Annotated in this window: 12 protein-coding genes; 6 read left to right on the forward strand and 6 right to left on the reverse strand. The window is 40.1% G+C overall.

Translation table 11 applies throughout. The features are described from left to right. The first annotated feature begins 25 nt into the window (after positions 1–25). Together polA and SULBA_RS03080 are read left to right on the forward strand one after the other, a co-directional pair. A complete protein-coding gene (gene polA, locus SULBA_RS03075; RefSeq protein WP_014768808.1) occupies positions 26–2683 on the forward strand; it encodes a DNA polymerase I in 2658 nt (885 codons plus the stop codon). Then, positions 2680–3219, forward strand: a complete 540-nt coding sequence (locus SULBA_RS03080) for a manganese efflux pump MntP (protein WP_014768809.1) — start codon at positions 2680–2682, stop codon at positions 3217–3219. Before polA ends, SULBA_RS03080 begins: the two co-directional genes overlap by 4 nt. Here SULBA_RS03080 and SULBA_RS03085 read toward each other — a convergent pair. Then, the gene (locus tag SULBA_RS03085) at positions 3216–3860 is read right to left on the reverse strand and encodes a M48 family metallopeptidase (RefSeq protein ID WP_014768810.1); all 645 of its coding nucleotides are present in this window, start codon (positions 3858–3860) and stop codon (positions 3216–3218) included. The two genes, SULBA_RS03080 and SULBA_RS03085, sit on opposite strands and share 4 nt — an antisense overlap. Continuing rightward, on the reverse strand, positions 3820–4953 hold the full coding sequence (gene dnaJ / locus SULBA_RS03090) for a molecular chaperone DnaJ (RefSeq protein WP_014768811.1): 1134 nt from the start codon (positions 4951–4953) through the stop codon (positions 3820–3822). The genes SULBA_RS03085 and dnaJ overlap by 41 nt, the downstream gene beginning before the upstream one ends. Before the next feature lie 149 nt (positions 4954–5102). Between dnaJ and SULBA_RS03095 the strand changes: the two genes are divergently transcribed. The 4 genes from SULBA_RS03095 (at position 5103) to recR (ending at position 8153) form a co-directional block, all read left to right on the forward strand. Continuing rightward, the gene (locus SULBA_RS03095; RefSeq protein ID WP_014768812.1) at positions 5103–5576 is read left to right on the forward strand and encodes a Spy/CpxP family protein refolding chaperone; all 474 of its coding nucleotides are present in this window, start codon (positions 5103–5105) and stop codon (positions 5574–5576) included. A gap of 95 nt (positions 5577–5671) precedes the next feature. Further along, positions 5672–6343: a response regulator transcription factor gene (locus SULBA_RS03100; protein WP_014768813.1), complete on the forward strand. Its 672-nt coding sequence runs from the start codon at positions 5672–5674 to the stop codon at positions 6341–6343. Then, positions 6340–7587 (forward strand): ArsS family sensor histidine kinase, encoded by a 1248-nt coding sequence (locus SULBA_RS03105; protein WP_014768814.1) that lies wholly within the window; start codon positions 6340–6342, stop codon positions 7585–7587. The genes SULBA_RS03100 and SULBA_RS03105 overlap by 4 nt, the downstream gene beginning before the upstream one ends. After that, positions 7584–8153, forward strand: a complete 570-nt coding sequence (recR, locus tag SULBA_RS03110) for a recombination mediator RecR (RefSeq protein WP_041671778.1) — start codon at positions 7584–7586, stop codon at positions 8151–8153. Before SULBA_RS03105 ends, recR begins: the two co-directional genes overlap by 4 nt. Before the next feature lie 46 nt (positions 8154–8199). Here recR and SULBA_RS03115 read toward each other — a convergent pair whose 3' ends face one another. The 4 genes from SULBA_RS03115 to SULBA_RS03130 form a co-directional block, all read right to left on the reverse strand. After that, positions 8200–11040, reverse strand: a complete 2841-nt coding sequence (locus tag SULBA_RS03115; protein WP_014768816.1) for an FAD-binding and (Fe-S)-binding domain-containing protein — start codon at positions 11038–11040, stop codon at positions 8200–8202. A 149-nt stretch (positions 11041–11189) separates the two neighbouring features. Further along, positions 11190–11981, reverse strand: a complete 792-nt coding sequence (locus SULBA_RS03120) for a shikimate dehydrogenase (RefSeq protein WP_014768817.1) — start codon at positions 11979–11981, stop codon at positions 11190–11192. 4 nt (positions 11982–11985) lie between these two features. Then, positions 11986–13398, reverse strand: coding sequence for an anthranilate synthase component I family protein (locus SULBA_RS03125; protein ID WP_014768818.1), 1413 nt, complete (start codon positions 13396–13398; stop codon positions 11986–11988). 1 nt (position 13399) lies between these two features. Next, complete coding sequence (locus SULBA_RS03130; protein WP_014768819.1) at positions 13400–14122, reverse strand: SPOR domain-containing protein; 723 nt, start codon at positions 14120–14122, stop codon at positions 13400–13402. Positions 14123–14172: the final 50 nt, after the last annotated feature.

Raw genomic sequence — 14172 nt, forward strand, 5'->3', positions numbered from 1 at the left:
ATTTTTTTACATGTAAAGGGTTTTTGTGAAAACATTGACAATTATTGATACCTTTGGTTTCTTCTTTAGAAATTATTATGCCCTCCCACAGCTTCGAAATGCGCAAGGCTTTCCCACTGGTTTGCTTACAGGCTTTGCTAATTTTATTTATGCGATTAAAAATGAGCACGACACCGATTATATGCTCTTTGCGCTAGACAGTAAGGGTAAAAACTTTCGCCATGATCTTGATCCTAGCTACAAAGCCAACCGTCCTGAAGCACCAGAAGATTTAAAAAAACAGCTTCCCGTGGCGATTTCATGGATTGAGAAGATGGGCTTTAAATGTTACCAAGAAGAGGGATTTGAAGCCGATGATATTATCGCTTCAGCGGTACGTTTCGCCAAAGCCCATGACATTAAGGTGCGCATTGTCACCCACGATAAAGATTTGTATCAGCTCATTGATGATGGGCGTGTGGTGATTTATGATCCTATGAAAAAATTAGAGATTGACAGTGAAAAATGTTTTGAGAAATTTGGTGTTTATCCCAATAAAATCAACGAATACCTCTCTTTGGTGGGGGATGTTGCCGATAATATTCCAGGCGTTAAAGGCATTGGACCCAAAGGAGCTAAAAAGCTTTTGGATGATTTTGAAACCGTAGAAAACATCTATGAAAATCTTGAAAAAGTGGCAAATCCTCGTGTAAAAAGCATGTTAGAAGAGGGGAAGGAGAAAGCCTTTTTAAGTAAGCAATTGGTACGTTTGGATAACTCTTTACGAATTGATGATACCTTTGAATCGTTTTATTTTCCCTGTGAGAATCCGCTTTTAAACATCGCCGATGAATTGGAAAAATATGAACTACGTCAGATGCTTGCTCGTGTGAAAAATGGTGCTTTACATGTAAAGCCAAAAGCGGAAACGTCCATGGGCTTCAAAGCTGTTCTACTCGATACCGCACCTGCGTTATTAGGAGTGATAGAGAAGATAGAGCAAGGAAGCATTGTTGCCTTTGATACCGAAACCAATGCGCTAGATGCGTATAACGCTAAAATTGTGGGCTTTTCTTTTGCATTTAATGAAAAAGAAGCCTATTATGTACCAATTGCGCATCACTATTTGGGCGTGGGTGAGCAAGTGAGCCTAGCGGATGCAAAAAAAGCGCTTGAGATGCTGTTGTCGCATAAAATTGTTGGGCAAAATCTTAAGTTTGATTTGGCGGTTATTGAAAATAATTTTGGTGTGAGCAATGTGTCACTCTATGGCGATACCATGCTTTTGGCATGGCTTTTAAACCCTGAGAGTAACGTAGGCTTAGACACCTTAGCCAAACGCTTTTTTAATTATGAGATGGTGAAGTTTAAAGATGTGGTGGCAAAGGGTGAAAACTTTAGCCATGTAGAAATTGAAAAAGCGTGTGAGTATGCCAGTGAAGATGCATGGATGACCCTCAAGCTTTACCACAAACTTCATGAGATGCTAGAGCCTCGCTTGTTTGAGATTGCTAAAGAGGTGGAGTTTCCTTTTATTCATACGCTGATGAAAATGGAAAAAGAGGGCATCCAGATTGATGGGGCGTATTTTGAAACGCTTTTAAAGCGCACCGATGGAGCGATAGAGAGTTTAAAAACAGAGATTTTTGCCTTAAGCGAGGCACATTTTAATCTCAATTCCACTCAGCAATTGGGCAATGTTTTATTTGAGCAATTAGGACTTCCTACCATTAAAAAAACAAAAACAGGCTACAGTACCGATGAAAATGTCCTGCAAGAACTCTTAGATAAGCATCCTGTGATTGCTAAAATTTTAGAGTATCGAGAGCTTTATAAATTGCGTTCAACCTACATCGAACCGCTTTTAAAACTCTCGAAAGAATCACCAAAAAGCCGTGTGCATACCTCGTTTATTCAAACAGGAACCGCCACAGGTAGGCTCTCTTCTAAAGACCCTAATTTACAAAATATTCCTGTCAAAACAGCCTTAGGGAGAGAAGTGCGAGGGGGGTTTGTTGCCAAAGAGGGCTACACGCTCATTGGTATTGATTATTCGCAAATTGAACTGCGTTTATTGGCGCATTTTAGTGGCGATGAGGCAATGGTTAATGCCTTTAGAGAAGGTAAGGATATTCATCAAGAAACGGCACTGAAGCTTTTTGGTGAAGCTGCGGCGAAACAGAAGCGAGGCATTGCAAAGAGTATTAACTTTGGACTTTTGTATGGGATGGGACCTAAGCGTTTATCGGAGACCTTAGGTATATCAACAAAAGAGGCAAAAAGCTATATTGAGAGTTATTTTGCAACCTTTCCTACCATTAAAAAATACTTAACATCTATCGAGGAAGAGGCAAAAAAAGAGGGATGGGTGCAGACACTCTTAGGGCGCAAACGCTTTTTTGATTTTGAACATGCCAATGCAATGCAATACGCAGGCTATTTGCGTGAAGCGGTCAATACCGTCTTTCAAGGCAGTGCGGCGGATTTGATTAAATTGTGTATGAATAAGATTGTGAACACCTTAGTGAATGATGAGGCAAAACTCTTGCTTCAAATTCACGATGAACTTATTTTTGAAGTAAAAGCAGAACATGCTGAGGCATTTGCCCTTGAGGCAAAGAAAATTATGGAGGGCATTTACACCCTTCGTGTTCCTTTGCACGTTTCAATTGCTATAGGAAAGAATTGGGGAGAATTAAAATGATAGAAGTGTTGTTGTTAGCCTTTGCCCTCAGTATGGATGCCTTTGCGGTTTCCATCGGACTTGGTTCAAAACGCTTAGAGGGGCATAAACTCTTAGCGTTAAAAGCAGGGCTGTTTTTTGGTATTTTTCAAGCCATTATGCCTTTAATTGGTTATTTGGGTGGGCATGGATTGCTTGGGTTTGTGAGTGAGTATGCGCATTATATTGCGTTTGGGTTGTTGTTGCTTATTGGTGCAAAAATGATTTATGAGGGTGTGAATGAGGGCATTGAAGAGGGGATTACGAAAATTACCAATAAACTGATGCTAACATTAGCCATTGCCACCAGTATTGACGCTATGGCAGCGGGCTTTAGCTTAACCCTTTTGGATTTCAATCCATTTGTGGCATGTTTTCTAATAGGCCTTACGACCTGTGTCATCAGCATATGTGGTATTTACGTGGGAAGACTCACAGGCACATGGCTTGAGGGAAAAGCAGAAGTGTTTGGTGGGGTCGTATTGGTGGCTATTGGGTTTAGAATACTCTTTTTCTAAAGAGAGGGAGAAAAGGCTTTAAGTGTTCGCTCGCACGCTTTGTACTCAGGCATAAATTCACCCACGCAATTCCAAAAACTTTTTTGGTGGTGTTTGTGTGTGATGTGGGAGAGTTCATGAATGACAATGTAAGTGATGCACTCAAGAGGAAGTTGTGCAAGGCTTAGGTTGAAGCTTAGCTCATTGATATGGCTGCAACTTCCCCACCGTTTCTTTGCTTTTCGAAAGCTGATTTTTGCGGGTTTGACACCCATAATAAAACTCCACTCCTCCACCAATCGCCTCACCAAAGGAATGGTTTTTTCTTTGTAAAAAGCTTCAGGTGTTTGGTTTACATGTAAGCCAATGGCTTCACCCAAATAGAGCACTTTACCCTCATCCTCAAAGAGTTGTGGGACAGACGTGCGCTCTTGCAGTGCTTTAAATTTTTTAAAAATCCATGAAGCTTTTTGGTGGACGATGCGCTCTAGGTATTCATGAGAGGTGTAGGGTGTTTTAACGATAACCCCTTTTTTAGGGTCAATGTGAATGTAGAGGTGTTTGAGGCGCTTATTGGTTACAATGGAGTAGGAGAGCGTTTCGCCCTCGTACTCAAGATGTTTAATCAAACCAACTTTTGATTTTGTCAAAGACGCTCTCATATTTTTCATCTTTATGTTTGCTTTCAATCCCAAACTCTTCTTGCAGTTTGCCTAGCATCTCTCTTTGTTCTTTGGTCAGTTTTTTAGGGTAACGAATCGAAATTTGCGCAATCATACTGCCCAACTGGTGCGTATGGACATTCTTAACACCTTCTTTTTTGAAGATAAATTGTTGTTTATCTTTTGCTCCTAAAGGGAGTTCAAGCTCTGTTTCTCCACGAATGGTTGGAATTTTGATGGTTTCTCCCAGGGCTACTTGTGTAAAAAATACAGGCACTTCAATATAAATATCATCATTATGTCGGACAAAATGCTCATCTTCTTTTGCCAAGACCAAAATGTACAAATCCCCTCGTACCCCTCGCTCATCTATATTGCCACGTCCCGCAACCCGAATGCGGTTGTTGTTGTCAATGCCTTCAGGAATATCAATGGTGACCTTATCGTCCACCATACTAAAGCCTTTGCCTTTACAATCAGAACAAGGGTTGGTAACGACGCTTCCTTTGCCATTACACGCAGGGCAGGTTTGTGAAAAAGTCATAAATCCTTGTCGGTAAAAGACTTGACCTTTGCCATTACACTCTTTACACACCCCTTTTGATTTGTCTTTACTTCCTGTACCATCGCAGGTATCGCAAGGTTTTTTGTACGAGAAGCTGACCTCTTTTTTACACCCAAAAATGGCTTCATTAAAAGCAAGGGTGACTTCAGCTTCAAGGTCTAGGTTGTATTTTCGGTTTTGCTTTGTGCTTCCACCTCCAAAACCACCACTCCCAAAGCCACCGCCAAAGACAGACTCAAAAATGGAACCTAAATCTCCCATAATGTCTTCATAGCGCATATCAGAGAAGTGACTAAAGCCTTGTGAGTCAAGTCCTTGTTTACCATAACGATCATACGTTGAGCGTTTTTGTTCATCACTTAAGACTTGATACGCCTCATTAATCGCCTTAAATTTCTCTTCCGCCTCTTTGTCGCCTTGATTGCGATCGGGGTGGTATTGCAATGCCAATCTTCTGTACGCTTTTTTTATCTCAGCAGCGTCGGCAGATCTGCTGATTTCTAAGACTTCATAATATTCTAAATCCACAATTATCTCTTTACATGTAAGTTTTTGAAGAGTGCTATTTTAGCAAAAAGTAGATTAAATTTCATCTGTTAAGGTAGGTTAACACTTCGTTAAAAGCTCATTAACAGCCCTCTTGTACTATTTCATTATCAACTTTCAAGGAGTAGAAAATGAAAAAGTCAATTGTAACTCTTGCAACCCTTGTTGCACTAGGAACAACAAGCGCATTTGCGTTTGGTGGTGGAGGATGCCAGCCGATGCAAGGCAATGGTATGAATCATGAAAGAGGTATGAAACAAGGTGGCATGATGATGGGTATGCCTATGCTAGAACAATTAAATCTGAGCGATGAGCAAGCACATAAATTGGCTATTTTACGCAGTGAAATGAAGTTAGAGATGACCAAACTTCGCGATCCAAAAATGATGAATAAAATGCAAGATTTAATGAGTGCGGAGAGCTTTGATAAAAAAGCATTTGTAAAAATGCACAATGAAATGCATGAAAAAATGCTGGCACTTCAAGCAGACCACATGGAAAAAGTCTTTAATCTTTTAAGCAAAGAGCAACGCTTGGAGCTTAAAAAAGTAATGAATGAGCGCCCTGTAAGAGCTATGCAAAGAATGGCTCCTCCAGCAAAATAACCTCTCAACCCTTCTTAAGACCTCTTCGGAGGTCTTCTTCTTTAAAAATAATGCAAATTCAGTATAATTATAAAAAACCTTGTAAGGTATAGCCTATGATTAACGTCTTAATGATTGAAGATGATGAAGAGTTTGCTGAGATTTTAAGCGAGTATCTTGAAAAATACAATATAAAAATCACCAATTATGCGGATCCGTATTTGGGGCTTAGTGCGGGGATTAAAAAGTATGATTTATTAATTTTAGATTTAACCCTTCCTGGAATGGATGGGCTTGAAGTCTGCAAAGAAGTGGTCGCAAAGTATGATATTCCTATTATTATCTCCTCTGCACGCAGTGATATTAGCGATAAAGTCATTGGGCTTCAAATTGGAGCGGATGATTACCTTCCAAAACCGTATGATCCAAAAGAGATGTACGCACGCATTCAAAGCTTAATTCGTCGCTACAAAAAAAGCTCAGCTATAGAAGAAGCCCACAACAGCAGTGCGTTTGTTGTCGATGAAAAACGCCATGAAATCTCTTTTAAAGGAGAGGTTTTAAATCTTACACCTGCAGAGTATGAGATTCTCTCCTACATGATTCGTCAAAATGGATTTTCGATTTCACGTGAACAGCTGGTGTATAACTGCAAATCCCTGAAAGATAAAGGCTCAAAAAGTTTGGATGTGATTGTAGGGCGTTTGCGTTCTAAAATAGGGGACGATTCAAAAAATCCAGAGCATATTCACTCCGTTCGGGGCATTGGGTATAAATTGGTCGGATGATTAAAAACTCTATTTTAAATAAAATCAGCGCTATTTTTGCACTCTCTCTTTTTTTATTGGTGATGTTCTTTGCCCTTTTATTGGAGCATCAAGGCGAACGCAATTTAGAAAACATGAAACAGCGCCAACTCCAATCGGTCAATTACCTTTTGGTGATGTATCGAAACAATGTTCAGCCTGGAGATATTGAGGAGTATTTCAATAATTTTGGGCTTAAAAAAGTAAGCAGCAAGCATTTACGAGATTCTGTACTTGAGCGGGGCGTGGTTATTTTTCAAAAACTCTCTCCCATTAGTCGCTTCTCTTCCATTGTGTACAATGACCGTTATTATCTCTTTATTGATAATTTTGAATCCAGTGTGCTGTTAGAGAGTCAGGAAAATAAAAATTTTAACGAGAGTTTGTGGGTTGTTTTTGTCATCTCATTATCGCTTTTGGTTTACATGTACGTTTCCATTTACAAAAGCATATCACCGCTTAAAAGCCTCAGCAGTAAAATTCGTAAATTTGCAGGGGGCGATTTGGACATTGAGTGCAAGAGTAATTCTAGCGATGAAATTGGTGAAGTTGCCAATGAGTTTGATAAAGCCGCCAAAAAAATACGGGATCTCATTCACTCCAGACAGCTTTTTTTACGTACCTTAATGCATGAACTCAAAACCCCTATTGGTAAAGGGCGTATTGTCTCAGAAATGCTTGAGGATGCAACGGCTAAGAAGAGGTTAATTAATGTATTTGCACGGTTGGATCTTTTAATTGCAGAATTTTCCAAAGTTGAGCAATTAAGTGCACGGCATTATGATTTACATGTAAAGGAGTATACGCTTTTGCACGTCCTTGAACACGCCATTGATTTGTTGATGCTGGATGAGAAAAAACAAGATGAGCAGATAAAGATGGTGGGTGATTTTGATGTTACGATAAGTGTTGATTTTGATTTGATGGCACTAGCAATTAAAAATTTAATGGATAACGCCATAAAACACAGTGTGAAAAAAGAGGTGATTTTAAAAAATGAGGGAGAAAAACTCATTGTTGCAAATCAAGGTGAGCCTTTGCAGATGGCAATTGAAGAGTATTTTGAACCGTTTGTTTCAGGCTCAAAAGCGTGTGGCAGTGGTTTAGGGCTTGGGCTTTATATTGTCTCAAATATTATGGCGCTACACGGCTTAGCAGTAGGCTACGCTTATGTGGATGGCTACCATGAATTTAGTCTTGATTTTTCAAAAGGGAAGAGCGTATGATGCGGGGACTTGAAAAGTTTAATAAGCTTGTGGATGCCTTTGAAAAGCTTCCAACGGTAGGTCGGAAATCTGCTCTTCGTTTTGCGTATCATTTGGTTTTAAACGATACGTTTTCTGCAATGAAACTCTCCAATGCGATTGAAAGTGCCATTAAAAGTATTCGTAAATGTGAACGCTGTGGTGCTCTTAGTGAGCATGAAATATGCGATATTTGTCTGGATGAGAGGCGCGATGGTGCCAAAATATGTGTGGTGGAAAGTGCCAAAGATATTTTTATTTTAGAGGAACATAAACTCTTTGATGGGAAATATTTTGTGCTGTGCAATTTGGATGAGACAACCCTTGAACAGCTCGAAAAGATTGTTAAAGAGGGCGCAAAAGAGCTTATTTTTGCACTCACACCCTCTTTGGCCAATGATGCGCTTATTATGTACATTGAAGATAAACTAAAGATGTACGCCTTGCAATTTACCAAAATTGCACAGGGTGTTCCGACAGGGGTTCATCTTGAAAATGTCGATATGCTCTCCCTCTCCAAAGCCCTTGAAGCTCGAACAAAGATTTAAAAAGCAGGCGTGTTGACCTGCTTTTTAAAATAAGGCAAAGGAAATTTTAGTGCATACAACGCTCAAGAAGATAGAAAATCGAGCGATAATCCAATCCACTCTCTTCACTCAAGCCAATTTCGCACGGTTTTCCTGTTGAAAATGCCAATTTGGTATCTCTAGGGATAGAAGATTTGAGATGGCGAAGTGCTGAATGGTTCAGTTCTGGGTAGTTAAAGCCTCGATCGCCCGCAAAACCACAACATGTCACTTCTGTTGGAAGGGTCACTTTGGTACTGCAACGACGTGCAATGTTTTCAAATTTTTCCACTAAGCCCATTTTACGTGTGCTACAGATAGCATGAATAACAATGGGTTCATTAATCTGCTTAATGGGTAAACGATCCATTAAGATATCATGGATAAATTCGATAGGGTCATACACTTTAAGCCCACTGCTAAAATACTCCATCATTGTTTTCGTACAAGAACTCATGTCACATAAAATTGGGTATTTTCCATTTTCACTCGCTTTAGTCAATGCCGCTTCAAGTTCACTGGACTTTTGCTTGCCTTGCGTTTTGTAGCCTTTACTAGAAAAAGGCATTCCACAACATAAGGGCTTAAGCGATTCTGGAAAAATGACTTCAAAGCCTGCTTTTTCTAGGATGCCAATCACCAAATCATCCAATTCACTCTCACCGCTTTTTGGTTTTGGATTACCCATGGTACGGTTTAAGCATGAAGAAAAATAGACCACTTTTTCAGCCGCTCCAAATAATTTTCGAGAGTCTTTAAAGGTGTGACCTCCTGGAAGACTAGCTTTCCAACGAGGGAGTTTGTTACCACTAAGAGCACTCACTCCTGCACTCATCGCATTCATAACACTGTTTGGAATAATGGCATTAACCCCTTTTACCGCGCTTAAAACAAAACTTCCCACACCCAAAATGGTTCCATAATTGTTGGCGATCATGGTGGCGAGTTTGTCTTGCGAGGGTGTGATTTGTTGGTAACGAATTTTTTTAGTCAAGGCACCTGTATCAATGCCCACAGGACACGAGAGTGAACACAGTGAACAGGTGGCACAGGTTTCAACACCATCGTATTGATACTGCGCTTTAAACGCTTCAAACCCTTTTGTATCGTTTTGATTTTCTAAGGTTTTCATATGGCGATTTGCTACGATGCGTTGACGAGGTGTCAGAGTTAAGAAATTAGAGGGGCATACAGGTTCACAAAAGCCACACTCGATACATTTATCAATCACAGGGTCGGTGATTGGCATGGATTTGAAATTTTTAAGGTGAATTTTTGGGTCTGCGTTAATAATAACACCTGGATTAATCAAGCCTTTTGGGTCAAAAATCTGCTTGATCTCTTTCATCAGCTCATACGCATCACTTCCCCATTCAAGTTCGACAAAAGGAGCCATATTGCGACCCGTACCGTGTTCTGCTTTGAGGCTTCCTTGGTATTTGGTTGCCACTTGTTGTGCCACTTCATCCATAAAACGCTCATAACGCTTAATTTCGGAAGGATCATCAAAGGCTTGATTGAAGACAAAGTGCAAGTTACCATCTAAGGCATGTCCAAAGATAATGGCTTCATCATAACCGTATTTTTTAAAAAGCTCTTGCAATTCTAAGGTACCATCTGCCAATGATTCGATAGGATACGCCACATCTTCAATAATACACGTTGTTCCACTCTTCCTTGCCGCTCCTACTGCGGTAAAAAGTCCTTTTCTGATTTTCCAGTATTTGGTGTACTCATAGACATCTTTGGTAAAATGCAGTGGCATTTCGGGCTCAATATGTTTGATTTTCTCTAAAATGACCGCAATATTGGCATCTAAAATTTCATTGCTAGGGGCACGTGATTCTACCAAAACGGCTGTGGCTGTCGGGCTTAGTGTTTTTAGAAAGGCTGGCATTCCCTCTATCTCTTCTACGCTTTTAAGTGCGGCTCTGTCCATCATTTCAGCCGCATCAAGTTCAGCATTTTCCATACGCGTTCGGCACTGTGTGCGCATAATCGTAATGGCATCACAGGCATCTTTAACATTTTTAAAAATCATTAAAGCACTGGCTTTGTCTTTATACTCTGGTACGGTTTTAAAGGTGATTTCTTTAATAAATCCTAATGTGCCCTCACTGCCAATCATCAAGTGTGAAATAATATCAATAGGCTCATCAAAATCCACCAAAGAGTTTAAGCCATACCCGCAGGTGTTTTTGATTTTAAATTTACGTACGATTTTATCGTGAAGCGCTTGGTCATCTTTGATGCGTTTGGCTAAGGCATCAATGCGTTTTATTAAGTCTGCATGGCTTTGTTTAAATGCCTCAACACTTTGAGTGGAGGCTGTATCAAGCTCTGTTCCATCGTGAAAAATAATTTTCATTGCTTGAAGCGTTTTATACGAGTTATCCGTCGTGCCACAGCACATACCACTGGCATTATTCGCCGCAATTCCACCAATCATTGCAGAGCCTATACTTGCAGGATCTGGACCTATCTTTTTGCCATAAGGTAACAAATAGATATTTGCATCTGCCCCTACAACAGAAGGCTCTAGGGTAACACTGCTCACATCGTCATTGACACGAATCCCTTTCCAATCCCGTGAGGTCACAAGTAAAATAGAATCGGTAATGGCTTGCCCTGAAAGACTTGTTCCAGCAGCACGAAAGACCACAGGAAGCGAAAGTTTAGAGGAAAGCTTTAAAATACGACTCACTTCATCGGCACTTTGTACCCAAATAACAATTTTGGGAACCAACCTGTAAAAGGAAGCATCTGTTCCATACGCTATGGTATGCAGTGGGTCGGTGAAGATTCTTTTTTCAGGAATAAACGTGAGTATTTCTTGATGAAAGTCAAGGTAAGCGCCAGAGAGATTCATAGTATATCCTTAATGGTTTTTGTATGTTAAGTGAAAGGCAAAGCGTGTTTGAAAATCATAGAATAGATATAAGTAAAAAGAGCTTTAAAGAAGAAAAGAGAGAGAAAAAGAGCTTTACATGTAACAAAAGTTCTCTAAGGTTTTAAACCCTAGAGTTCAAAAACAGGACGCATTAAAGATTCGATTGTTTTTAAATCGTAATGGTTAGAAAAGAAAAGATTAAAAGCAAGAACACCTTGGTATAAAAGCATCTCTTTACCATCTTTACATGTAAGATTACACTCCTTTGCAAGGCATAAAAAAGGGGTAGGTTTATTGTAAATGACATCAAAAGCGAATTTTGCATGGTGAAAAAGAGATTTTAAAAGCGTAGCATCACAAGGGTACTCCTCATCTTTAAGCCCAGCAGATGTGGTGTTAATAATAAGTGTATAAGCACCACCCTCAAACGCCTCTGGTGTTTTACATGTAAAGCCCTCTGCTTCAAAAAAAGCCAGTCTTTGGCGTGAACGGTTCAAAATGGTGGTCTCTATACCATGTGTTTTTAAAATCATTGCAATTGCTTTAGCCGTTCCACCTGCACCTAAAATCAGTGCATTATGAAGCGTGCCAAAAGATTTAATCGCTTCGTAAAATCCCTCTGCATCGGTATTGTAACCAATGACACGGCTTCCCTCACGTACCAAAGTATTGATTGCCCCAATTTTTTGTGCAATGCCACGCACTTCATCGCACTGCGTAAAGGCTACTTCTTTGTGTGGAACCGTCACATTGGCACCTGAGAGTTGCAGTGTTTTAAAGGTTTGCATCAATGCGTTAGGATTTTCTATAGGCGTTCTGATATAACAGCCATCAAGGTTTAATCCTTGCATGACTGCATTGTGAAGGCGAGGGGAGATGGAATGAGCGACGGGGTAGCCAAATATACTAAAGAGTAGCACGCAATTACGCCTTTAAATCATCTAAAGAGCTTGTCATTGCACCTAGTTTATTGGTGACTTCAAGGTATTCTAGCTCTGGTTTACTGTCGGCTACAATACCAGCTCCTGCTTGAAAGATAATTTTTTCATGATCCAAATAGGCCGTGCGAATCATAATACAACTGTCCATATTGCCATCAAAGCCAAAATAACCAGCTGCGCCACTGTAGAAACTGCGTTTAATGCCTTCAAAATCGCTAATGAGTTCCATCGCACGAATTTTAGGGGTTCCTGTCATGGTTCCAGCGGTAAAGGTAGCAGCAAAAAGGTCAAACATATCGTGTTTTTCATCCAAAGTGGCTTCAATATCGCTGACCATATGCATCACATGAGAATATCGCTCTACGCGCATCATCTCTTTGACGTTGACACTGCCTACATGTGCGACACGTCCTAAATCATTACGCCCTAAATCAATCAGCATTAAATGCTCCGCACGCTCTTTTTCGTCGCTTAACATCTCTGCCTCATAGGCTTTATCTTTTTCATAGCTTGAACCACGCTTACGTGTGCCAGCAATCGGTCGTAATAAAATATGCCCCTCTTTAAGACCGACCATCACCTCAGGAGAGCTTCCAATAATTGCAAACTCTGGATAGGAGAGATAAAACATATACGGAGAAGGGTTCTTTTGACGTAAGATTCGGTAAAAACTTAAACGGTCTATATGTGCGTATTGCGTGAAGCGATTTGACATTAAAATCTGGAAGACATCACCGCTTCGAATCATCTCTTTGGATTTGTCTACCATCTCAAAAAACTGCTCTTTCGAAAAAGCAAAGCTCCCTTTTTTTGTCTCAATATGCGCTGTTTTGATAGGAATATGCGTGTGTGCTTCTTTAAGTGTTTGCTCAATTTCTTCTAAGCGAGAAGCCAACTCAGGGATAAAGGTACTTAAGATAAGTGTGTTGGATTTGTGCGAGAACGTGCAGACAAGTTTAGGGCGCATTAAATCAATTTCTGGAATATCTAAGGAATCACTGAGTGCATCCATATGGCTTTTTAAGCGAGGTTCAAAGAGTTTTACTGCATCGTAACCAATATACCCAATAAATCCATCAACAAAACCAATCCCAAGCTCTTTGGCATAGTTTTGATAGAGTGTTTTATCAAGGGTTGCATAACGCTCTTTGAGGTAGGAAAAAGGGCTCTCTCCTAAGGCATGAGAGACCCCATGTTCGTCGGTATGAAAGCTCTTATTATGGTGATGGACAATGCGCTCCCGTGCCCCTATAAATAAAAAGCTAAAGTTGCCATCGTTGTTATTGATGGCACTCTCAAACAAAAAACAAAGCTCCCCATTAAAAAGAGTTTGCAGTTTTGCAAAAAGCGTAATAGGGGTCAGCTGATCAAATAAAATGGTACGAGTGTATAGCACCTTATTTTACCCGATAAATAAATGCATTTGAATTAAGGCTAGAGCGAATAGTACGTAATGCGCTCTCTGCTTCAGCGGCATTGGCATAAGGCCCCACTAAGAGTTTAACGACGGGGTTACCATTGACAACGGTTGAGTAAGGTTTGCATTCAAACCCTTTGGCCCTGTACTCTGCTAATTGTTTTGCCGTAGGAGCTTTTGCGATGGCCCCAACTTGTACGTAAATACCAGGACCCACACTGCTTCCACCCATAGGGGCTGTAGGTGTGTCTATTTCAGTACTTCTTAACATTGTTTGGGTTTTAGCACTCTCTTTTTTAGGCTCTTCTTTTACTTTAGAAACAGGGGGTGTTGGACTTGTTTTTGTTTGTGTGACAGGCTCTTGCGCAACACTTTTACTCTCTTCTTGTTTTTGAGCCTCTTTCTCTTTGAGTGTTTTGATCATATCTTCAAAACTCTCTTTTTTAGGGTTCTCTTCAATAATAGGAACTTGCTTAAAGAGTTGGTCATCTTTTGGGATTTGCGTCTCTTGTGTGGGTTCTGGCGGTAAAACTAATTTTGATGTCTCTTTTGCTTGATCATCATTGGCAACTTTCATGCTTGCAAGTGCGATTAAAAAAATCAAAATTAAAAAAGCCACTAAAATTAAAAGACGCTTCACTTTTAGGGTTTTGTTATCCCCTTTTTCTAATACTATATCGCTAAGTTCACTTCTGTTTTCCATTGTTTCTCCTTTGGAGTGATAATCATGCAAGAGGCAAGGTTTTACAGCAC

Source organism: Sulfurospirillum barnesii SES-3, from assembly GCF_000265295.1.
In the GTDB taxonomy this organism is placed as follows: Bacteria; Campylobacterota; Campylobacteria; order Campylobacterales; family Sulfurospirillaceae; genus Sulfurospirillum; species Sulfurospirillum barnesii.

What these genes read in the sequence shown, in the direction of transcription:
- SULBA_RS03080 (WP_014768809.1), top strand. Translation starts at nt 2,680, where the DNA reads ATGATAGAAGTGTTGTTGTTAGCCTTTGCCCTCAGTATGGATGCCTTT.
- SULBA_RS03085 (WP_014768810.1), bottom strand. Translation starts at nt 3,860, where the DNA reads ATGAGAGCGTCTTTGACAAAATCAAAAGTTGGTTTGATTAAACATCTT.
- SULBA_RS03095 (WP_014768812.1), top strand. Translation starts at nt 5,103, where the DNA reads ATGAAAAAGTCAATTGTAACTCTTGCAACCCTTGTTGCACTAGGAACA.
- SULBA_RS03100 (WP_014768813.1), top strand. Translation starts at nt 5,672, where the DNA reads ATGATTAACGTCTTAATGATTGAAGATGATGAAGAGTTTGCTGAGATT.
- SULBA_RS03105 (WP_014768814.1), top strand. Translation starts at nt 6,340, where the DNA reads ATGATTAAAAACTCTATTTTAAATAAAATCAGCGCTATTTTTGCACTC.
- recR (WP_041671778.1), top strand. Translation starts at nt 7,584, where the DNA reads ATGATGCGGGGACTTGAAAAGTTTAATAAGCTTGTGGATGCCTTTGAA.
- SULBA_RS03115 (WP_014768816.1), bottom strand. Translation starts at nt 11,040, where the DNA reads ATGAATCTCTCTGGCGCTTACCTTGACTTTCATCAAGAAATACTCACG.
- SULBA_RS03130 (WP_014768819.1), bottom strand. Translation starts at nt 14,122, where the DNA reads ATGGAAAACAGAAGTGAACTTAGCGATATAGTATTAGAAAAAGGGGAT.